Below are 21,158 nucleotides of genomic sequence, written 5' to 3' on the forward strand. Positions count from 1 at the left end.
CCTATGTCTGTCAAGACACTCGCGGACCTGCTCGATGACGGAGTCGATGGTCGCGGCGTTCTCGTGCGCTCCGACCTGAACGTCCCGCTCGATGACGGAAAGATCGTCGATGCCGGCCGGATCGTCGCTTCTGTGCCCACGATCCAGGCGTTGTCCGATGCCGGAGCCAAGGTCATCGTGGCCGCTCATCTCGGTCGTCCCCACGGTGCGCCGGACCCGGCGCTGTCCCTTGCGCCGGTCGCCGAGCGGCTCGCCGAGGAATTGGGTCGCAATGTGCAGTTGGCCGGTGATGTCGTCGGCCAGGACGCGCTTGCGCGGTCGGAGGGCCTCACCGAGGGCGACGTGCTGATGTTGGAGAACGTCCGTTTCGATCCACGCGAGACCAGCAAGGACGACGCCGAACGCGGAAAGCTCGCTGCGGCGCTGGTCGACCTGGTCGGCGATGACGGTGCGTTCGTCTCGGATGGCTTCGGCGTCGTGCACCGCAGGCAGGCGTCGGTGTACGACGTGGCCCGATTGTTGCCGCATTGTGCTGGGACATTGGTGGCGGAGGAGGCCGAGGTACTGGCGCGGCTCACCCGGAACCCGGACCGGCCCTATGCCGTCGTTCTCGGCGGCTCGAAGGTCTCCGACAAGCTCGCGGTCATCGAGGCGCTGGCGCCGCGTGTGGACACTCTGGTCATCGGTGGTGGGATGTGTTTCACCTTCCTGGCAGCTCAGGGCCTTGCCGTGGGAGCCTCGCTGCTGCAGGACGAGATGGTGCCGACCTGTCGTCGGCTGCTCGAGCAGTACGCCGATGTCATCCACCTGCCGCGTGACATCGTCGTGGCCGACGCGTTCGCGGCGGATGCCGAGTCGAGGGTGGTCCCAGCCGAGGGGATCCCCGATGGTTGGCTGGGTTTGGATGTGGGGCCCGAATCGGTGGACCGTTTCACGGCGCTGCTGACCGAAGCCCGAACGGTGTTCTGGAACGGTCCGATGGGCGTGTTCGAATTCGACAAGTTCGCTGCGGGTACCCGTGGAGTCGCCGAGGCGATCGTGACCGCCACGGGTAAGGGTGCGTTCACTGTCGTCGGCGGTGGGGACTCGGCGGCGGCCGTACGGGCGCTGTCCCTGCCGGAGGATGGCTTCACCCACATATCCACCGGTGGCGGTGCGTCGCTGGAATACCTCGAAGGCAAGGAACTGCCTGGTATCGCGGTGTTGGAGGATTGAGCATGGCACGGAAACCGTTGATCGCGGGCAACTGGAAGATGAACCTCAACCATCTCGAGGCCATCGCCCTGGTTCAGAAGATCGCCTTCGCGCTGCCGGAGAAGTATTTCGAGAAGGTGGACGTGGTGGTGCTCGCGCCGTTCACCGATCTTCGCAGCGTGCAGACATTGGTGGAAGGAGACAAGCTCCTGCTCGGCTATGGCGGGCAGGATGTCTCGGTACATGAATCGGGCGCCTATACCGGCGAGGTCAGCGCAAGCATGCTCGCCAAATTGGGGTGCACCTTCGTCGTGGTCGGGCACTCCGAACGCCGGCAGTACCACAACGAGGACGACGCCACAGTATCGGCGAAGGTCAAGCAGGCGCTGAAGTATGGGATCACCCCGATCGTGTGCATCGGGGAGGGCCTGAACGTTCGGGAGGCGCACACGCATGTCGTCCACAATCTCGAGCAGCTGCGAGGATCGCTGAAAGGACTTACGGCGCAGGAGATCTCGCGAATCGTGATCGCCTATGAGCCGGTGTGGGCGATAGGTACCGGCAAGGTCGCCACCCCGGCCGACGCCCAGGAGGTTTGCGGCGCGATCCGCGGCGAGTTGGCGCAGCTCGCCTCACCCGACGTAGCTGCTGAGAGCCGGGTGCTCTACGGCGGATCGGTCAACGCCAAGAACGTCGGGGAACTGGTCGCCCAGACCGACATCGACGGCGCGCTGGTCGGCGGCGCATCGATCAAGGCCGATGAGTTCGCGACCTTGTCCGCGATTGCCGCGGGCGGGCCGCTTCCATGAGCTGAGTCGGCACCGAGCGGTGGCCCGGTATCGCATGCGGCGATACCGGGCCACCGTTTCATGCGAGAGCATCCCGTTCGGCGGTCAGCGTGCACGCAGGACCAGGCCCGCGCCATTGGCGTTGCGCAGGGTGAGGGTGTCGGCGTCCACCGTGGCTGTGGTCGTGCCGTCCAACGCGCGCAGGACTGCCTGCTCGAGGTCCATCACCTCCGGTGGGCATGCCATCTCTGTCGTGGTGATGTGAAAGGTGATCTCTGTAGCGGACAGATCAGGTCCGGCGCCGTCGGCGGGGGACGTGTCGGCGCGTCCGAACATCCGATTACACCCGGTCGTGCCGGAGATGCTGCCGTCCTCGGCGATGAGCAGCGTTGGCCGCACCTCCTCGATGACCCGTGCGCGGATTTCGGCGTTGTCGGTGCTCAGTGCGGTGACCTGCCACTGTGTGCCTTGGATGGGCTTGTCCGGCTGGGCGCGTTTCTTGTCGACCAAGATCACGGTTCGATCCGTGCCGTGCAGTGTGAGTGTGGCCCCGTCCAGTTGCCACCGGGGCTCGGCGCTCAGCAGGCCGTTGAGCCATTCGTCGGCGCCTTCGCGCTCGGTGGGGCAGCCCATCAAGGTGGTGGACACGCCGGAAACCCGTACCAGATGGTCGCCCATGTCGACGGCGCCGTTGAGGGTGTTGCAGCCGGCGTCCGCGACGATCCGATCGTCGGTGAAACCGATGGTCATCGGTCCGCCACCGGGAATCGGCGTGCCATCGACCTCCACGGAGACAAAAGTGCGGCCCATGGGGTTCGGTTCGTCGGCACCCGAATCCGGGGTGTCGGCCGAGCATCCGGCGATCACACCGCAGGCGAACAGGACAATCGGACCCAATAGTGTGATGCGTACCGCCATGAGCCGATGGTACCGACGGTGACCGCTGGGCAGTCCCAGGTCGCCTCGGCCTGCCGGGGGCCTGGCAGCCGGCAATGATCGGGGAAGTGCCATACGCACACACCGGGTGCTCGGCGGACGCACCGGGGCGAGTGCCTGATGTGGCGCGGCCCCGGCGACCGCTTAGACTATCCGGCATGCGGATGTTCCTGGATATCCTCCTGATCGTCACCAGCGTGCTGCTGGTGCTGCTGGTGCTGCTGCACCGCGCCAAGGGAGGCGGCCTGTCCAGCCTGTTCGGCGGCGGTGTGCAGTCCAGTTTGTCCGGTTCCACCGTTGCGGAGAAGAACCTCGACCGTATCACCGTCTTCACCGGTCTCATTTGGCTGATCGCCATCCTGGGGATCGGTCTGGAGATCAAGTTCGCGTGACCGCCCGCGGTCGCTGAGCGTTACGGCACGGTGTCGTCGGTGTTGGAGCGATCGCCGTCTGGGACCCGACCGTCGATGTCGGTGAAGCCGTAGTCGACGGCGAGGTCGGCGACTCGCCACGGCAGCCCGGTGCGAGCGCGGCGTGCGACATCGGTGGCCAGCGCGACGACTGCACGGCCGCAGAACCGCGGAGTCTGCGCTTGGGCCAGGTCGAACCTGCCCTCGCCGGGGACCGTGACGATCCGACGGCCGGCCGTGTCCGCCGGAACCAGTTGCAGTAGTTCGGTATCGACGATGCCAGGCCAGAGCGACACCACGGTCACCTCGGTATCGATCAGATCGTGTGCCATGTCGGCGGTGAGTCGGTCCACCGCGGCCTTCGCCACCCCGTACGCGGCATTGTGCATGTATCTGCTCGCCCCGGGAGACGAGATATTGACGATCAACCCGCCCGATCGGATCAACAACGGTGCGGCGAAGGCCCCGGCCACATAGTGGGATCGCACGCCCACATCGAAGGTCTCGTCCCAGGCGGTCGGTGTGACCTCCCAGAACGGCTTGCCGAGCCAGCGGGCCGCGGCGGGGGAGTTGTAGACGTTGTTCACCAGGACGTCCAGCCTGCCGTACTCACTGCAGATCATTTCGAACAAGCGCCGCACCGAGTCGTCGTCGCGGTGATCACACACGAAGGGGATGCCCACCCCGCCCGCTGCGTCGATGTCGGCGGCGGTCGCATGGACGGTTCCGGGCAATTTCCCCGGGGTCACCGATCTCCCGGTGACGAACACCGTTGCGCCGGCCGCGCCCAACTCCACCGCTATTCCCTTGCCGATGCCGCGGCTGGCACCGGTGACCACCGCGATCTTGCCGTCGAGCTTATTGGGTATTCCGTTCACGAAATCAGAACACTACCGTGAAACGATAACGTGTTCTAGTTACGGAGGGTTCAGTGGAGCCTACGCATCGGTTCGTGTCGACGAATGGCATCCGCATGCATGTCGCCGAGCAGGGGGAGGGGCCGCCAGTCGTTTTCTGTCATGGATTCCCGCATACCTGGTACATCTGGCACCGCCAGCTGTCCGCAGTGGCGGCGGCCGGTTACCGTGCCCTCGCGCCCGACCTCCGTGGCTACGGACGAACCGACGTGCCAGCCGACCCGACGGAATACACCAATCGCGCTGTCTGTGCGGATCTGCTCGGGTTGCTCGACGATGTCGGCGCAGAGCAAGCCGTGTTCGTCGGACTCGACTTCGGTGCCGCCCTGGTCTGGGAGTTGGCGTTGCGTGCCCCCGCCCGGGTGGGCGGGGTCATCGTGCTGAACAATCCCTTCACGCCGCGTCCCCCGCGTGCTCCGTCGCACCTGTGGGCGAAAGCCGCTGCTCGCCATTTTTTGCACCTGCACTACTTTCAAACCCCTGGCGTTGCCGATGCGGAACTCGGGGCACGACCGCGAGAGTCTCTCGCTCGCATCTATTACGCGCTGAGTGCCGACTATCACTACCTGGACACCTGGCGTTTTCCAGCCGAAGGGGTCGGCTACCTCGACGTTCTGCCGCACGCTCCCGCATTGCCGTGGCGTTGGCTCGGTGAGGACGAACTGGACTGTATAGCGCAGGATTTCGACCGTACCGGTTTCACCGGTGGATTGAACTGGTACCGCAGTCTGGACCGAAATTGGGAGCTCACATCCGACTACGCGGATGCGAAAGTCGCCGTGCCGTCCTATTTTCTCTATGGCAGTCGAGATCCCGACATGGAGGGCTTCAGCGGGCGGGATCCGCTTGCTGTCATGCGTGGGAACGTCATCGACCTGCGGGCGGTCACCGAAGTGCCCGATGCCGGGCATCTGGTCCACTTGGAACGAACCGCGGAAGTGAACAGGCTGATCACCGCGCATCTGCGTGACCTGGCCATGCACCCGGTGTGAGGTCCGGCCAAATGATCCCTACCGGTATTCCTCCCCCAGTTCGGGGTAGTCCGCCCAAGACGGCAGTGGCCGACCGTCGAGATATGCAGCGAAGCGGTCGAGCAGGTACTGCCATCGCGGCCCGATGGCGCGCGCATCGACGGCGTAGACGTGGCGGCGAGTCAGTTCGATGGTGGTCACCACGCCGACCTGACGCATGCCCAGTTCGAGTAGACAGCCGTCGATGTGCACGACCAGTTCGTGCGGCGCGTGACAGTGGTCGACTCGAATTGCGACCGGGCCGACGATGGGGCCATCGAGCAGTTCGATGGTGATATTGCCGTTGCCTCCGGACGCAGCGCCCAGCCAGCGATCGAGTCGATCGCGCTCGGTGGCCGCCGACCACACCTCGAGCACGGGCTTGCGAAAAGAACGCAGGTAATGCAGCAGCACCAGGTCACCATCGGCACTGCGCTGATGTTCCGGGCGTACCTCGCCGAGCATGGACACCGTGGTCATTGCTCTGTCCTTTCGCTGCTGATTGCGCACCGTCGTGCACGAGCCGCCATTCCACTATTCCCCTTCGCATCTGTTCCCCATCGCCTCGCGGTCGTGTCCGAATCGATTCCCCTGACGGTGGGCGTCGAGATCGCGGGGCTACCGCTCGCCCCGCTACGCCAGCAGCTCGTCTACCGCAGCCTCGATCCGGACCTCGTCCAGCAGGACGGTATCGGCAGCCGGGCCGAGTGGCACGAAGCTGTCTGCGCTGGTGACCCGGGTCGATCGTCCGGAGAATCCGGCGTCGACCAAGGCGGCGCACACGGACTCGGACACGCCACCGGATCGGCGAGTCTCGTCCACGATCACGACCCGGCCGCTCGCCTGCGCGTGCCGGACGAGGTCATCTACCGGCAGGGGTGCCAGCCAGCGTAGATCCAGTACGCGAACCCCCACGCCGCGGCGCGCCAGCCGTCGCGCCACGCGCAGACTCAGCGGTACTCCATTGGCGAAGCTGACCAAGGTCAGGTCTGTGCCGTCTCCATAGACGCGTGCGCGGCCCAGCTCGACATGCTCGGGGTCCGATGCGTGCGCGAGCCATCCATTGTCGCCGGGCTCATGCAGATCTCGGGTGTGATAGAGGGCAATCGGTTCCAGGAACAGACTGACCACCCCGTCCACTCGGGCAGCCGATACGCACGTGCGGAGCATTGCCGCAGCGTCGTCGGCGCGGCACGGTGAGGCGAGCACCACGCCGGGGATATCGCGCAGCGCGGCGATCGAATTGTCGTTGTGGAAGTGACCGCCGAAGCCTTTTTGGTAGGCGTACCCCGCGATCCGCACGACCATCGGATTCTGGTAGCGGCCATTGGAGAAGAACGACAACGTCGCTGCTTCACCCCGGATCTGGTCAGCGGCATTGTGGAGAAAGGCCAGGTATTGGATTTCCGGAATCGGCACGAACCCGGCCAGGGCAGCGCCGAGCGCGGTACCGAGGATGCTCTGCTCGTCGAGGAGCGTATCGAATACGCGGCTCGCGCCGAACCTCTTCTGCAGCCCCTTCGTCACGCCGTACACTCCGCCCTTGTGGCCGACATCCTGGCCGAATACGAGAACATCGCCATCGCGGGTCAGCAGGTCACCCAATGTGACGGTGATCGCCTGGGCAAGAGTCATCGGATCACCACCGGCAAGGGGGTCGCGGCTGCGCACGGGAACCGAGGACTCCGGCGAGCTGGCCTTCGGATGGCCGGTCACCGGCTGGGTCCCCTGCCTCGGCTTCGCGTCGGCCGGTAGTGGGCCGGATCGATGAACGTCGGCGCGCACCGGACCGGGACGGGACCGGGGGATCACAGCGGCCACCGCCGCGGCGGAATCGAGTTTCGGCTCCCGACTCACGACCTGGGCCACCTCCGCGACGTGGCGTCCCAGGTCGGTATAGCGGTCGAGCACGTCGGCGGGCGTGGCGACGCCGGATTCGACCAGCAGCCGCGCTGTGGTCAGTAGGGGATCACGCTGCAGGTCGGCGGTGATGTCGGCCGGCCGCCGGTAGGCGGATTCGACGTCGGAACCGGCGTGACCGAGCAGACGGACGGTGCGCAGGTGGAGGAATGCCGGCCGACGGCGTTCGCGAACCCAGACAGCCGCGGCGTCTGCTGCGGCGAGGGTATCGACGATATTGCACCCATCCGCACCGAAATACGCCAGGCCGGGACGATGGCCGAAAGCGCGTTCGATCCAGTCCGGCGGTGTGCGAACGCTGATACCGATGCCGTTGTCCTCACAGACGAACAGGATCGGCATGGGAATCCCCTGGTGAGCGGTGTGCACGGCAGCATTGACCGCCCCGGCTGCCGTGGAGTGGTTCGCCGAAGCGTCGCCCATACTGCACAGCACCACTGCATCCGAAGGCCACGGGCTGGACAGGCCCAACCGTGCCGCGCGGTCGATCGCGAATGCCAGCCCCACCGCGCGCGGTAGGTGCGATGCAATGGTGGATGTCTGCGGAACGATGTTCGCCGCCACGCTACCGAACACCTTGTGTCGGCCACCGGAAATCGGGTCCGCCGCCGCGGCGACCACGCCCAGCAACACGTCTCGGATCGGATCGAGACCGGGTACGCGGTGGGCGCGGTGCACGAAAAATGCCGCTGATCGGTAGTGCAGTAGAGCAGGGTCGCTGATCCGCAGAGCCGACGCCAACACAGCGTTACCCTCGTGACCGGACGATCCGATGCTGTAGTACCCCTGTCGAGCACTGCCCAGACGTCGTGCCGCGAAGTCGAGATGCCTACTGGTGGCTTGCGATTCGAACAGTGCCAAGCCCATCGCGCCGGTCATTGTGCTACCGGGCACCACCGGTCGGCTCGCTGGAGGTTTCGGCCGCGCGTCCAGTCCGGCGACGGCGTTGCGGAACCGTCGGTCCAGCTCCACTGTCTGTTCGGTCACCCAGAGATCATCTCCTACACCCGCACATTCCGGCGGCCTATCGGTGGCCTCGGATCGATGCGTGGCGATCACCGTAGATGGATAAGCATGGTGAGGCTCGTTCCGAAGTTTTGGTGGGATGGTGGGGTGTTGGGGATCGGGGTGAATCCGAGTCGGGCGTAGCGGGTCGAGGCACCTTCCTTCTGTCTGGCCGTCCGATCACAGACCGTGAGACGCTGGATCAGATGAGCATGGAAACCTACGAGACTGCTATTGAGGTGCCGAAGGCGGAGAGGGCTTACTACGGTGCTACTCAGGCAGCCTAGCCTTTGGCCCGAACTTTTTCGGGAAGCCCAGAAGGAGGCTTTTCACCTCGAAGTTCGAGACACCTACAATGTCCCCGATGAAGCTGAATCCCTACAGCGGTTTCTGAATGGAGATGTACCATCCATGGACTACAGCATCCGTCCATGGACGGTATTGATACGAGAAACGGTCGGTCGTGGCGTATCGGTGAATCGGGTTCGCGTTGTCAGCGTGCCCCATAGTGATTACCAACGTTGGCTACTTTCGATAACAGATAGCAATGTGGAAGCAGGTGAAGACATTCGCTATCTCGCTCGTGATCTCGCTGGGGAGGTTCCTTCGGATGATTGGTGGTTGTTCGATGATGCAAAGGTAGGTTTCAATCTATTGGACAACGAGGGAAGGCCCGCTGGTGCAGCAATCACGACCGACTGCGGTATTGTGGAGTATTGCCGGAGCATCAAAGAACGACTCTGGAGTCTAGCCATACCATACCGCGAGTATATTTCCGGCGACCCGGTCGAACCTAACTCGTGACCAACTCGGTTCAAAGTGCACGCGAAGACCTCGGAGAACGTCTCGGCTCCTCCAAACCGCAGAATACGCTTACGCGATTCTGCGAAGGTCAATCGGATTTCATGGTATACCGAATGATCTCGATGAGTGAGTCTCGAAGAGGATGGAGCGACAGCAAATTCTGTATCAGGGTGATCGCAGATTTCACATCCTGATCGGCGAGCTAGCCTTGTACAACAAGGTGGGTGATGATTCGGTTATGGCGGGACAATTGGACCGACTGCTTGCCACTATAGTTTTGCCTCGTGTCAGTTTCGGGATTGTGCCAATAGGCGCAGAACTGCCGATGCAGCTGACAAACTTTGTCATGTACGATGCACGAAGGGTAACCGTCGAGGCGGTTACGGCCGAATTGACGATTACCCAACCGCGAGAGATCGAGGTGTACCACAAAACATTCGATATCCTGTCGGGTCAGTCCGTGACCGGACAGGATGCTCGGATGCTGATCCGGAAGGCGATAGGCGCTCGGTTTTAGCCTCGAACCCATTTCTTCCAGGCGGTGCGGCTCTATCGTCAGCGCAGGGCAGCTGCTGCGTCCTGATCGAGTAGCCAGGTGGTGGAATGGGTACCTACGGCACCTGCCGCAGGGATGTCCGTCGCCGCTGCGCCACCGATTGCCGCAGCAACCGCGTCGGCCTTGGCCGCGCCACCGACCACCAGAACGACGTGTCGGGACCGAGCGACCGCGGGCAGTGTGAGGGTCACCCGCACCGGTGGCGGCTTCGGCGAGTTCGTCACGGCGACAACGAGTTCGTGTTGTTCGCGCACTGCGTCGGTGTGTGGGAACAAGGAATTCACGTGCCCTTCGCCGCCCATGCCGAGCAGATGGAGATCGAACGCGCCGTGTTCGGTGAGATACGCGTGGACGGCGGTCGCATACTGGGCTGCGGCCTCCACCGGATCGGGGTATTCACCATCGGAGGCGGCCACCGGGTGTACCCGCGCGGGATCCACCGGCACATGATCGAGCAGTGCCCGCCGGGCCTGCAGGTCGTTGCGTTCGGGATCGTCGGCGGGCACGAAACGCTCGTCGCCCCAGAAGAAGTCCAGTCGGGACCAATCGATGGCGCCGGGGAACCGGCGGACGTTCTCCAGCAAGGCGATGCCCGTGCCGCCGCCGGTCAGCACCACCGACGCCGTGCCACGCGCAGCCTGCGCGGCGGTGACCACCGAGACGAAGCGGCTTGCTGCGGCAGCGACCAATTCCGCGGCGTCCGCATGGACCTCCACGGCGTCGCTGGGCAGCGTGGTCTGGGTGTCGTCACTCATAGATCACCTTCTCGAGTCCGGCCAATGCCTCTGCGTAGCTGTCGTCGGCATCCAGCCTGCGGAGTTCCTCGGCAAGGCATTCACGGGTTTCTCTGCGCGCGAGCGCCACCCGCTGTACCGGGTCGCCGGTCCGCACGAGTGTTGCTGTGCGTCCGGTCTGTGGTCGCTCGATCGCGATCGACACCGTCGGGCGGTGTAGCTCCACCCGTAGCGCTCCAGTGTGGCGGCGTACGGGGCAGCCCAGCCGGGCAGCCAGCCAACCGGCCAGGATGTCCAGCGCGGGTTCATCACGCAACCCGGATATCGTCACCGAATCCACCCGTTCGAACGGTGGTTCGTCCATGGCCGCGGCCAACAGCGCACGCCAGTAGGTGATCCGGCTCCAGGCCAGATCGGTGTCGCCGGAGGCGTAGGAGCCGAGGCGCTTCTTGATCGCCGCCTGCGGATCGTCGGCGAAGGTGGCGTCGGTGATCCGACGGGTCGCCAGCCGCCCCACCGAATCCTTGGAAGGGAACTCCGGGGCGCCTCGTGGCCACCACACGACCACCGGTGTGTCCGGTAGCAGGAACGGGATCACCACGCTGCTTTCGTGGTTGACCAGCTCTCCGCGCAGCCGAAGCACGATCACCTCGGCAGCCCCGGCGTCTCCGCCGACGCGGATCTGCGCGTCCAGCCCGGTGGCGGCCTCCCGATCGCCTCGCGCGAGTACCACGACGCGACAGGGGTGCTCGCGGCTGGCGTCGTTCGCAGCATCGATCGCCTCCTCGGCGTCGGAGCTGTCGAGCGTACACACCACGAGGGTGAGGACCCGGCCCATGGTGATCACGCCATAGCTCTCGCGCAACTGCACCAGGCGTTTGGTAACTTTGCTGGTCTTGGTCCCAGGCATGTCGACGATCACGGTCGGCGCCATTCCCGTCCGGTGCGGGCAAGCATCTCCTCGGCGGACGGTGGACCCCAGGTGCCTGCCTCGTAGGGTTCTGGCCGGCCGTCGGCCGCCCAGTATGCAAGCGCCGGATCCAGAATGCGCCAGGACAATTCCACCTCCTCGTTCACCGGAAACAGCGATGGCACGCCGAGCAGCACATCGAGTACCAAACGTTCGTAGGCCTCGGGCGAGGACTCGGTGAACGCCTCGCCGTAGCTGAATTCCATACTGACGTCGCGTACTTCCATACCGGAGCCCGGCACTTTGGAACCGAACCGTGTGGTGATGCCCTCGTCCGGTTGTACCCGAATGACCAAGGCGTTCTGCCCCAGTTCTTCGGTCATGGTTTGGTCGAAGGGAAGATGCGGAGCCCGTTTGAAGATCACCGCGATCTCGGTCACCCTGCGACCCAGTCGTTTGCCCGTGCGCAGGAAGAACGGGACACCCGCCCACCGGCGGGTGTTGACCTCCAGACTGATCGCGGCGTATGTCTCGGTCCGCGAGTTGGGATCGAAGCCCTCCTCGTCCAGCAGTCCGGCTACTGGTTCGCTGCCCTGCCAGCCCGCTGCGTACTGTCCGCGCGCGGTGGTTTCGCCGAGCGGTTCGATCAACGCGGTTGCCGAGAGCACCTTGATCTTCTCGGCCTGCAGTTGCTTGGGTTCGAAGCTGATCGGCTCCTCCATGGCGGTGAGCGCCAGTAGTTGCAGCAGGTGATTCTGAATGACGTCGCGGGCGGCGCCGATGCCGTCGTAATAGCCTGCGCGGCCACCCAAGCCGATGTCCTCGGCCATGGTGATCTGTACGTGGTCGACGTAGTTGGCGTTCCAGATCGGATCGTATAGTTGGTTGGCGAATCGCAGCGCCAGGATGTTCTGTACCGTTTCCTTGCCGAGATAGTGGTCGATACGGAACACCGTCTCTTCGGGGAAGACTCGGTTGACCAACGCGTTGAGTTCTCGGGCGCTGTCCAGGTCGTGGCCGAATGGCTTCTCGATCACCACTCGACGCCAGGGCTGGCGACCGTTGCCATCGGGTCCCTTCGGTTGCGCCAAGCCGTGCTTGGAGAGTTGATCGAGCACCAGAGGAAAGGTCTTCGGCGGAATCGAAAGGTAGAAGGCATGATTGCCGCCGGTGCCGCGCTGTGTGTCCAACCTCGCCAGGGTGTCGGCGAGTGTGGTGAACGCAGCATCGTCATCGAAGCTGCCTTGGACGAATCGGATCCCTTCGAGTAGCTGGTCCCAGACCTCCTGGCGGAACGGCGTGCGGGCGTGGGCTTTCACCGCATCCAGGACAACCGCGGCGAAATCCTCGTCTGCGTAGTCGCGACGAGCGAAGCCGACCAGCGCGAAGGCCGGGGGTAACAGCCCCCGGTTGGCCAGGTCGTAGATGGCCGGCATCAGCTTCTTCCGGGACAGGTCGCCGGTGACGCCGAAGATCACCATGCTGCACGGCCCCGCGATGCGAGGCAGCCGTCTGTCTCCTTTGTCACGCAGCGGGTTCTGCCATGCGACCGCGATCGGTTGCCGGGCGGGCGCGGTAGCGGCCATTGCTCAGCCGTTTCCGGGTTGCGCGGGGTCGCCGACAGCGGAGGCGGCCGGCACGTGCGTGGAGTCCTGCGCGTCGACCGGCGCCCGCCGAGCCGAACGCAGTTCGTTGGACGTCGCGGAAAGTAGGTCGGTCCAGGACTTCTCGAACTTGTCCACTCCCTCCCGCTCGAGCACCGTGAATACGTCATCGAGGTCGATCCCGACCTTGGTGAGCTGGTCGAAGACCTGTTCGGCCGCGGCGGCGGTTCCCGGGATGGTCGCACCGCCGATCGTGCCGTGATCGGCGACCGCCTGGAGGGTCTTCTCGGGCAGCGTGTTCACGGTGTTGGGCGCGACCAGTTCCGTGACGTACATCGTGTCCGGATAGTCCGGGTTCTTCACGCCGGTCGAGGCCCACAGCGGGCGTTGCCGATGTGCCCCCGAGGCAGCCAGTTTCGCGTAGGTGGACGTGTGTCGACCACCATCGAACACATCTTGGTATTCGGCATAGGCCAAGCGGGCGTTGGCGATTCCGGCCTTTCCGCGAAGCGCAAGCGCGGCGGGGGTGCCGATTGCATCCAGTCGCTTGTCGATCTCGGTGTCCACCCGGGAGACGAAGAACGAAGCAACGGAATGGATCTTGGCCGGATTGCGCCCGGCAACCGTGGCCTCTTTCAGCCCGTCGAGGTAGGCGCCCATCACCGCTCGGTAGCGTTGAACCGAGAAGATCAGCGTGACGTTCACGCTGATCCCCTGCGCGATCACAGCAGTGATCGCAGGCAGACTCTCCTCGGTTGCCGGGATCTTGATGAACAGGTTGGGACGGTCGACGATCTTCCACAACTCGATCGCCTGTGCGACCGTTTTGTCCGTGTCGAACGCCAGGCGCGGGTCGACCTCGATGGAGACCCGACCGTCTACGCCACCGGTTGCCTCGTACACCGGTGCGAAGACATCGCAGGCCGCTCGGACGTCGTCTGTCGTGATGGTTCGGATCGCGGTATCCACGTCGGCACCTTGTGCAGCAAGCTCGTCGACGCGATCTGCGTAGGCATCGCTCTCGCTGAGCGCGCTCTGGAAGATGGTCGGGTTCGTGGTGACACCGACGACGCTGCGAGTGGCGATCAGATCGGCGAGATTGCCCGACCGAATCCGTGTGCGCGACAGATCATCGAGCCATACGGACACCCCTGCCGCGGACAGAGCAGCGAGGTTTTCGTTCTGAGCCATGAGCGCTTATCCCTTCACATTCTCGAGCGTGCGCCGCGCAGCGGCGACGACGGCTTCCGGAGTGAACCCGAATTCACGGAAGAGGGTCTTGAAGCCGGCGGACGCGCCGAAGTGCTCGATCGACACGATCTCGCCGGCGTCGCCGACGAACCGGTGCCACGGCATGGCGATACCGGCTTCGACCGCGACCCGAGCGCGGACCGTGGGCATGAGCACCTCATCCCGGTACGCCTTCTCCTGTGCGTCGAACCACTCCACGCAAGGCATCGAGACCACGCGGGTGGCGATGCCCTGTTCCTCCAGCGTAGTGCGGGCGGCGACGGCGAGCTGGAGCTCCGACCCAGTGGCGATGAGGATCACCTGGGGGGTGCTCGTGGAGGCCTCGGCGAGGATGTAGCCCCCTTTCGCAACGCCCTCGTAGCTGGTGCCCTCCAGGACCGGCAGTTCTTGGCGAGTCAGTGCCAGCGCGGACGGCCCATCGGTGTGCGGCGGCTCGTACACCGAGAAATGCGAGGTGTGCTCGCTGCTGTCGCGTTCGAGGATGGTGCGCCAGGCGTGGGTGGTTTCGTTCGCGTCGCCGGGCCGGACCACGTTCAAGCCGGGGATGGCGCGCAACGCGGCCAGGTGCTCGATCGGCTGATGGGTTGGGCCGTCCTCGCCCAGACCGATGGAGTCGTGGGTCCACACGTAGATCGCGGGCACCCGCATCAGCGCGGCCAAGCGGACGGCCGGCCGCATGTAGTCGCTGAACACCAGGAAGGTTCCGCCATAGGGGCGGGTCGGGCCGTGCAGTGCGATGCCATTGAGGATCGCGCCCATGGCATGCTCGCGGACACCGAAGTGCAAGGTGCGGCCATATGGGTGGGTTTTCCACATGCCGGTGGAAATCGACTCCGGCCCGAAGCTGGGCTGGTCGGGCATGGTGGTGTTGTTGGACTCGGCCAAGTCGGCCGACCCGCCCCACAACTCCGGCAGCACCGGCGCCAGCGCAGCGAGCACCTTGCCGGAGGCTTTACGAGTGGCCATACCTTTGGGATCCGGCTCGTAGGTCGGCAGATTCGCGGCCCAGTCCCGAGGCAGTCTGCGCTCGGCGAGTCGGTCGAACAACGCCTTGCTCTGCGGGTTCGACATCGCCCAGGCGTCGAACGATTGCTGCCACTGGGCGTGCGCTCGACGGCCGCGCTCGAGCGCCTCGCGGGTGTGTGCAATGACCGCCGGGTCCACGGCAAAAGTTTGGTCCGGATCGAAGCCGAGGACCTCCTTGGTGGCCGCGACCTCGTCGGCGCCAAGGGCGGCGCCGTGTGAGGCACCGGTGTTCATCTTGTTCGGAGCCGGATAGCCGATCACAGTGCGCAGCACGATGATCGACGGTCTGCCGATCTCGGCCTTGGCCGTCGACAGGGCGGCCTCGATCGCGACCACGTCTTCGCCGCCGGTGACCACCTGCACGTGCCAGCCGTATGCGGTGTAGCGCTGGACGACATCCTCGGTGAATGCGATGGTCGTGTCGTCCTCGATGGAGATCTTGTTGTCGTCGTAGACCACCACGAGATTGCCGAGTTGCTGCGTACCCGCCAAGGACGACGCTTCGGCGGTGACGCCCTCCTCCAGGTCACCGTCCGAGGCGATCACGTAGACGACGTGGTCGAACGGGCTGGTGCCGGGCGCCGCATCGGGGTCGAACAAGCCGCGCTCGCGTCGCGCGGCCATCGCCATCCCGACCGCGGAGGCCAGGCCCTGGCCGAGTGGGCCGGTGGTGATCTCGACGCCGTCGGTGTGGCGGAACTCGGGGTGTCCCGGGGTCGACGAGCCCCACGTGCGCAGGTTCTTCAGGTCCTCCAACTCCAAGCCGTAGCCGGCCAGATACAGCTGGATGTACTGCGTGAGGCTGGAGTGCCCGCAGGACAATACGAACCGGTCGCGGCCCACCCACTGCGGATCGCTGGGGTCGACGCGCATGGTGCGTTGGTAGAGGGTGTACGCGAGCGGCGCCAGGCTCATCGCGGTGCCGGGGTGGCCGTTTCCGGCCTTCTGCACCGCGTCGGCAGCGAGGATCCGAACGGTGTCGACAGCCTTGGTATCCAGATCCGTCCAGTCGTTCGGGTGGTTCGGCGCAGTGAGGGCGCGGATGTCGTCTGTGATCGACACGACCGAGGTTCTCCTGACATTGGTTTCGTCGACGGCGGTGGCATCTGTCGGCGATGACCGCGCGGCAGCTGATGGCATGCATTCCAGGTGTACCCATCCACCCTAGATGTGCCTGTTGAGCGGCACCGCAGGAGCCCGCGAATATGTCGCGGCACGGCGGTGTAGACGAGTTCGCCAGCCGAAGCAACGTCGTTGCTCGGCCCTCGGGTTGCGGCGTGGTTGGGCGGGGCGCGGGAAGATGTGCGGGTAGCAGGGGGCTACCATCGCCTGTAGTAGGCGCACCGCATCGGGCGGAGGGCTGCCGGGCGGATATGCCGGATGCGATGCACAGCGTGCGAGGAGAGACAGTGCGGATTGGCCAACAGCCGGGTGGCGGCAGTGCGCACGGTTCTTCTGCGACGGCAGTGGTCGACCGGTTCCCGGGTCCCGGCTTGCCGTCTCGATTCATGCGGCGGCTGCTGGCCTACCTTGCTCTCACCAAGCCGAGGGTGATCGAGCTGCTGCTCGTCGCCACCATCCCGACCATGTTGTTGGCCGATCGCGGCTCGGTGGATATTCGGTTGATTCTCGCCACGCTCTTCGGCGGCTGGCTGGGTGCGGCCAGCGCCAACACCCTCAACTGTGTCGCCGACGCCGATATCGACAAGCTGATGAAGCGCACTGCCAAGCGGCCGTTGGCCCGGGAGGCCGTGTCGACCCGAAATGCGTTCGTCTTCGGAGTCACGCTCGGAGTCGCGTCGTTCACCTGGTTGTGGTGGCAGGCAAACCTGCTCAGTGGTGTGCTCGTCGTCGTTACGATCCTGTTCTACGTGCTCGTCTACACGCTGGTGCTGAAACGTCGTACCGCACAGAACGTGGTCTGGGGCGGGGCGGCCGGGTGTATGCCCGCATTGGTCGGCTGGTCGGCAGTGACCGGGGAGATCGGTTGGCCCGCCATTGCGCTGTTCGGCGTGGTCTTCTTCTGGACGCCACCGCACACCTGGGCGCTGGCAATGCGGTACAAGGAGGACTACCGTGCGGCCGGGGTGCCGATGTTGCCGGTAGTGGCCACCGAGGCGACGGTCACTCGGCAGATCGTTGTCTACACCTGGCTGACCGTGCTGACCACCCTGATCCTGCTGCCTACGACCGGTGTGATCTACGCGGCTGTTGCGGTGGTAGCGGGAGCGTGGTTCCTCCTGATGGCGCACCAGCTGTACGCCGGGGTGCGACGTGGGGAATCGGTGAAGCCGCTACGGCTGTTTCTACAGTCGAACAACTATTTGGCCGTGGTGTTCTGCGGGCTCGCCGTGGACTCGGTGCTCGGCTGGCAGACCCTCGGCAGCCTGATCCACTGATCGCCGAGCCGAGTCCGACATGCTCGGGTCGGTTGCGCCCATGAAGAGAACTCCTCCAGCGGCGGTTCGAACCGATGGCGCCGGGCGACCTGGACCTGGGGCGGTGGATACACCGTCGCCCCAGGTTCGGGGATTCAGGGAAGCAGAACGATGGAACCGGTGGTCTTGCGGGCTTCCAGGTCACGGTGAGCGTGCTCGGCGTCGGCGAGGGAGTAGGTCGCGCCGATCCGGATATCGAGCGTGCCCTTGGCGACGGCGTCGAGGATCTCGCCTGCGCGCCAGGTGAGTTCGCCACGGTCGCGGGTGTAGTGCACGAGTGTCGGGCGGGTGACGAACAGCGAGCCGGCCGGGTTCAACCGCTGCAGGTCGAACGGCGGTACCGGCCCGCTCGCCGCGCCGAACAGGGCGAGCATGCCGCGCACGCGCAACGACGCCACGCTCGATTCGAAGGTCGCCGCACCGACGCCGTCGTAGACCGCTGCGACGCCGACACCGTCGGTGAGTGCGCGCACCTGATGGGCGAGGTCCTCGCCGTACCGAAGCACCTCGGCCGCGCCGGCCGCACGGGACAAGGCCTCCTTGTCGGCTGACGAAACGGTGGTGATCACCCGGGCACCGCGTGCGACCAACAGTTGGGTCAAAATCAGTCCGACACCACCCGCGCCAGCGTGCACGAGCACGGCTTCTCCGTGGTCGGGCGTATAGATCGACTCGATGAGGTAGTGCGCTGTCATGCCCTGGAGCAACGCCGACGCGGCCACCGGCGGCGCGACCGCCTCCGGCACGGCGACCGCAACCGCGGCGGGCACCGCTACCTTCGTTGCGTAGCTGGCGCTCGCCCCCGCCCAGGCGACGCGGTCGCCGACGACGAAGTCGGTGACGTTCGCGCCGACTTCGGTGACCACGCCGGTGCCTTCGGACCCCGGGACGTAGGGCACACTCTGCGGGTAGCGCCCGGTGCGGATGTAGGTATCGATGAAATTGACACCGATCGCCTGTGTGTCGACGACCAGGTCGTCCGGTCCGATCCGGGGGTCGGAAACCTCCCCATACTTCAAGACTTCGGGACCGCCGTGTTCGGAAACCTGAATGGCACGCATGGGATCTGTTGTACACCGGGTCGTTCGGCCACTTCCTACCGGTCGGTAGACTCCGAGTCATGAGTGCTCGAACTGCTACGGCCGCGGTGCGGCCCTCAGGCGTCCTCGTGGAGTCGGTCAAAGGATTCGTCGCCGATCACGGCGGATCGGCTGTGGCGGTGCTCCAGCCGCTCGGGCGCCTCGGAGTCCGGGTCACCCTGGTCGGCGCCGACGGCGTCCTCGGCGATCGTGTGGTGGCCGACCTGGGCACCGCCCAGGAACTCGTTGCCATGATCGACGGTCTCGACGAGGCCGACGAATGGGATCGTGAGCTCACCGCGCGCGTCACCCCGCGTGCCGGCCACTGGGCCGCGATGGCGGGCTGGGTCGCCAAGCAAACCAGGTTCCCCGCGGCGCGCAACGAGCACTAGGCCGATCGCACGGGGGTGATCCGATGCCGCGAGCGGGGGACCCGCCGCCTGTCGTCGGGTAGCCCTGGGCAGGCGTCGGATCGGATCCGCGCGAGCGTTCGCCGTGCAAGCTCTACTGTTCCCGGCAGATGATGACCGGATGCGGCGCGTGGTGCAGCAGATTCTGGCTGGTGGAACCGACGAACAGCCCCGTGAGTCGGTTGTGGCCGCGGCTGCCGGTCAGCACGAGCTGCGCATCGTTCGCTCGCTCCAACAAGACTTGTGTGGGCGTCCCTTTCTGGATCGCCTTGGTCACCCTGACATCCGGGTATTTCTCACTCCACCCGGCCATACGTTCGGACAGCAGCTCCTTCTCCTGTGTGGCCAGGGTCGCCCAATCGCCGGGCGCTGGAATCCACTGCAACAGGTCGGGATCGTTCCAGACATGGAGCGCGATCACCTCCACGTCGAGTGCTGCCGCCAGTTCGAACGCTTGTGCCACTGCGGCAGAGCTGCCCGGGCTCCCGTCGACGCCCACCAGGACCGGACGCTCGTCCGGCAGAGGCTGGTCCTCACGACCTCGCCACACCACGACCGGGCAGGGCGCCTTGTTCGCGACGGTGAGTGCAGTGGACCCCAGCAGCAGGGTGCTGAGTCGGTCACCGACATTCGCCGCGACAACCACCATCCGCGCGGACGCACTGTGTTCGATCAACTCATGGGCGGGCGCTCCGTCTTCGGTGACGATGTGGATATCCACCTGCGGATGATCGGAGAGCACGGCCTGGCGGGCACGTTCGAGTCTGTCCCGCACCGCGGCTCGTAGTTCCGGCATCAGATTGGTGGTGGCACCAGCGGCTACGCTGAGCGGATGGTCCACCGAAGGAACGACGCCGAGCAATACCATGGGCACATGGAGGCGGTTCGCCACAGCACCGGCCCAGCGCGCGGCGGCTACGGCCGTGGAGGTGCCATCGATTCCGACAACGATCGATCCGCTACCCACTGGTGTACTCATTGTCCCTCCACATGATCGCTGAGATGTAGCTCACCTCAGGTTCCCAGCGCGCCGTTCGGATCGCTGGAGTCGGCGGCCCTCGATGCCGGGGACCTTTGCCCTCACGGTTGTGCGGCCCTCACGGCCGTACGGTCCTCACGGATGTTGCGGTCCTCATCGCTCGGCTTCGGTCCGGAACTGTGCGGTTGGAGCACCCGAGCGAAGCGGTCGATGCCTCGCAGGATCGCGGCGAGCATGCGTGGGCTTCCCGTATGACCGGAATCATCGATGATCTGGAGCTCGGCATCCGGCCAGGCCCGAGTCAACTGCCACGCCGTGTCGAGCGGGCTGCCCAGATCGAGCCGGCCGTGGATGACGACGCCAGGGATACCGGCGAGCCGGTGCGCGTCACGGAATAACTGCCCGTCCGCCAACCAGGCGAGGTGAGCGAAATAGTGGGTACAGATCCGCACGAAGGCCAGCATGTCCGCGTCGAGATGTGTGCCGTATTGTCCGGGTCTGCCCAGACTTTCGTGTGCGATCACGGCGTCCTCCCACGCGCACCAGCGCTGAGCGGCCCGTTCTCGGGTCGCCGCATCCGGGCTTTCCAGCTGCCGGCGGTAGGCCTCGACGAGATCGCGCCCACTCGCGGTGGGGGACGCGAGGTCCCCGCGGAAGGTTTCCCACTCCTGCGGAAGCAGCCGAGAGACGCCGCGATAGAGCCACTCGATCTCCTCGGACCTGGTCGTCGTGGCGCCGACGAGCACGATTGCGTCGACTCGGTCCGGATAGCGCTCGGCGTAGGCGAGGATCAGCGTCGATCCCCAAGAGCCGCCGTAGAGCAGCCATGTGTCGATATCGAGGTGCTCGCGCAGCATCTCCATATCGGCGATCAGATGCGTGGTGGTGTTGTGGGTCAAGTCGACCGCAGGGTCGCCGGCGTGTGGAAGGCTTTGGCCGCAGCCGCGCTGATCGAACAGAACGATTCGAAAGACGTTCGGGTCGAACAGTTTCCGTGCGCCACGATGGCCGCCACTGCCTGGGCCGCCGTGCACGACCAGTGCTGGGATTCCGGTGGGTTCACCGCTGGTTTCCCAGTAGATCCGTTGGCCGTCACCGACGTCGAGCAGGCCGTGGGCGAACGGCTCGATATCGGGAAATGGGCGTACCTCGGAGCCGGTCGCAGACATGGGTGCCGATGATAGTTG

20 protein-coding genes are annotated in these 21,158 nt (G+C 65.3%); 8 read left to right on the forward strand and 12 right to left on the reverse strand.

The genetic code is table 11. The features are described 5' to 3' along the window. Positions 1-3 precede the first annotated feature (3 nt). Both pgk and tpiA read left to right on the forward strand, forming a co-directional pair. Positions 4-1,215, forward strand: a complete 1,212-nt coding sequence (pgk, locus tag K940_RS0105580) for a phosphoglycerate kinase (protein WP_028476730.1) — start codon at positions 4-6, stop codon at positions 1,213-1,215. 2 nt (positions 1,216-1,217) lie between these two features. Next, positions 1,218-2,003: a triose-phosphate isomerase gene (gene tpiA / locus K940_RS0105585; protein WP_028476731.1), complete on the forward strand. Its 786-nt coding sequence runs from the start codon at positions 1,218-1,220 to the stop codon at positions 2,001-2,003. An 84-nt stretch (positions 2,004-2,087) separates the two neighbouring features. On the opposite strand, the gene K940_RS0105590 is transcribed toward tpiA, so the two are convergent. Further along, positions 2,088-2,900, reverse strand: a complete 813-nt coding sequence (locus K940_RS0105590; RefSeq protein WP_028476732.1) for an META domain-containing protein — start codon at positions 2,898-2,900, stop codon at positions 2,088-2,090. 176 nt (positions 2,901-3,076) lie between these two features. Between K940_RS0105590 and secG the strand changes: the two genes are divergently transcribed. Continuing rightward, the gene (secG, locus tag K940_RS0105595; RefSeq protein WP_028476733.1) at positions 3,077-3,310 is read left to right on the forward strand and encodes a preprotein translocase subunit SecG; all 234 of its coding nucleotides are present in this window, start codon (positions 3,077-3,079) and stop codon (positions 3,308-3,310) included. A gap of 20 nt (positions 3,311-3,330) precedes the next feature. Here secG and K940_RS0105600 read toward each other — a convergent pair whose 3' ends face one another. Next, positions 3,331-4,206 (reverse strand): SDR family NAD(P)-dependent oxidoreductase, encoded by an 876-nt coding sequence (locus K940_RS0105600; protein WP_028476734.1) that lies wholly within the window; start codon positions 4,204-4,206, stop codon positions 3,331-3,333. Between the two features lie 95 nt (positions 4,207-4,301). Here K940_RS0105600 and K940_RS0105605 point away from each other — a divergent pair, with 95 nt between their 5' ends. After that, positions 4,302-5,237: an alpha/beta hydrolase gene (locus K940_RS0105605; RefSeq protein ID WP_051406904.1), complete on the forward strand. Its 936-nt coding sequence runs from the start codon at positions 4,302-4,304 to the stop codon at positions 5,235-5,237. 18 nt (positions 5,238-5,255) lie between these two features. On the opposite strand, the gene K940_RS0105610 is transcribed toward K940_RS0105605, so the two are convergent. Further along, complete coding sequence (locus K940_RS0105610) at positions 5,256-5,735, reverse strand: hypothetical protein (RefSeq protein ID WP_028476736.1); 480 nt, start codon at positions 5,733-5,735, stop codon at positions 5,256-5,258. Positions 5,736-5,888: 153 nt separating this feature from the next. Further along, positions 5,889-8,162 carry a thiamine pyrophosphate-dependent enzyme gene (locus tag K940_RS0105615; RefSeq protein ID WP_028476737.1) on the reverse strand — a complete coding sequence of 758 codons (2,274 nt, stop codon included), beginning with the start codon at positions 8,160-8,162 and terminating at the stop codon, positions 5,889-5,891. Between the two features lie 285 nt (positions 8,163-8,447). Here K940_RS0105615 and K940_RS31445 point away from each other — a divergent pair, with 285 nt between their 5' ends. Both K940_RS31445 and K940_RS32845 read left to right on the forward strand, forming a co-directional pair. Then, positions 8,448-8,984: a DUF6879 family protein gene (locus tag K940_RS31445; RefSeq protein ID WP_081706173.1), complete on the forward strand. Its 537-nt coding sequence runs from the start codon at positions 8,448-8,450 to the stop codon at positions 8,982-8,984. Positions 8,985-9,126: 142 nt separating this feature from the next. Beyond that, on the forward strand, positions 9,127-9,501 hold the full coding sequence (locus tag K940_RS32845) for a Scr1 family TA system antitoxin-like transcriptional regulator (protein ID WP_051406905.1): 375 nt from the start codon (positions 9,127-9,129) through the stop codon (positions 9,499-9,501). A gap of 38 nt (positions 9,502-9,539) precedes the next feature. Here the strand turns inward: K940_RS32845 and pgl are convergent, their stop codons facing one another. From pgl to tkt, 5 genes are read right to left on the reverse strand one after another with little or no spacing between them, the layout of a single operon-like run. Continuing rightward, positions 9,540-10,295 carry a 6-phosphogluconolactonase gene (gene pgl, locus K940_RS0105640; RefSeq protein WP_051406906.1) on the reverse strand — a complete coding sequence of 252 codons (756 nt, stop codon included), beginning with the start codon at positions 10,293-10,295 and terminating at the stop codon, positions 9,540-9,542. Next, complete coding sequence (gene opcA, locus K940_RS0105645; protein ID WP_028476740.1) at positions 10,288-11,196, reverse strand: glucose-6-phosphate dehydrogenase assembly protein OpcA; 909 nt, start codon at positions 11,194-11,196, stop codon at positions 10,288-10,290. Before opcA ends, pgl begins: the two co-directional genes overlap by 8 nt. Continuing rightward, the gene (zwf, locus tag K940_RS0105650; protein ID WP_051406907.1) at positions 11,193-12,770 is read right to left on the reverse strand and encodes a glucose-6-phosphate dehydrogenase; all 1,578 of its coding nucleotides are present in this window, start codon (positions 12,768-12,770) and stop codon (positions 11,193-11,195) included. Before zwf ends, opcA begins: the two co-directional genes overlap by 4 nt. Before the next feature lie 3 nt (positions 12,771-12,773). Further along, positions 12,774-13,979, reverse strand: coding sequence for a transaldolase (gene tal / locus K940_RS27060; RefSeq protein ID WP_081706174.1), 1,206 nt, complete (start codon positions 13,977-13,979; stop codon positions 12,774-12,776). A gap of 6 nt (positions 13,980-13,985) precedes the next feature. Further along, on the reverse strand, positions 13,986-16,127 hold the full coding sequence (tkt, locus tag K940_RS0105660) for a transketolase (RefSeq protein WP_028476742.1): 2,142 nt from the start codon (positions 16,125-16,127) through the stop codon (positions 13,986-13,988). A 446-nt stretch (positions 16,128-16,573) separates the two neighbouring features. On the opposite strand from tkt, the gene K940_RS0105665 reads away from it, so the two are divergent. Beyond that, positions 16,574-17,464: a heme o synthase gene (locus K940_RS0105665; RefSeq protein WP_231390266.1), complete on the forward strand. Its 891-nt coding sequence runs from the start codon at positions 16,574-16,576 to the stop codon at positions 17,462-17,464. Between the two features lie 134 nt (positions 17,465-17,598). On the opposite strand, the gene K940_RS0105670 is transcribed toward K940_RS0105665, so the two are convergent. Continuing rightward, the gene (locus K940_RS0105670) at positions 17,599-18,564 is read right to left on the reverse strand and encodes a quinone oxidoreductase (protein WP_028476744.1); all 966 of its coding nucleotides are present in this window, start codon (positions 18,562-18,564) and stop codon (positions 17,599-17,601) included. Between the two features lie 59 nt (positions 18,565-18,623). On the opposite strand from K940_RS0105670, the gene K940_RS0105675 reads away from it, so the two are divergent. Continuing rightward, positions 18,624-18,974 carry a hypothetical protein gene (locus K940_RS0105675; RefSeq protein ID WP_028476745.1) on the forward strand — a complete coding sequence of 117 codons (351 nt, stop codon included), beginning with the start codon at positions 18,624-18,626 and terminating at the stop codon, positions 18,972-18,974. 112 nt (positions 18,975-19,086) lie between these two features. On the opposite strand, the gene K940_RS0105680 is transcribed toward K940_RS0105675, so the two are convergent. Beyond that, on the reverse strand, positions 19,087-19,971 hold the full coding sequence (locus tag K940_RS0105680) for a universal stress protein (protein WP_028476746.1): 885 nt from the start codon (positions 19,969-19,971) through the stop codon (positions 19,087-19,089). 101 nt (positions 19,972-20,072) lie between these two features. Beyond that, positions 20,073-21,140, reverse strand: coding sequence for a prolyl aminopeptidase (gene pip, locus K940_RS27065; RefSeq protein ID WP_081706175.1), 1,068 nt, complete (start codon positions 21,138-21,140; stop codon positions 20,073-20,075). Between the last annotated feature and the right edge of the window lie 18 nt (positions 21,141-21,158).

Origin of the sequence: Nocardia sp. CNY236 (assembly GCF_000482385.1) — a bacterium.
Lineage (GTDB): Bacteria > Actinomycetota > Actinomycetes > Mycobacteriales > Mycobacteriaceae > Nocardia.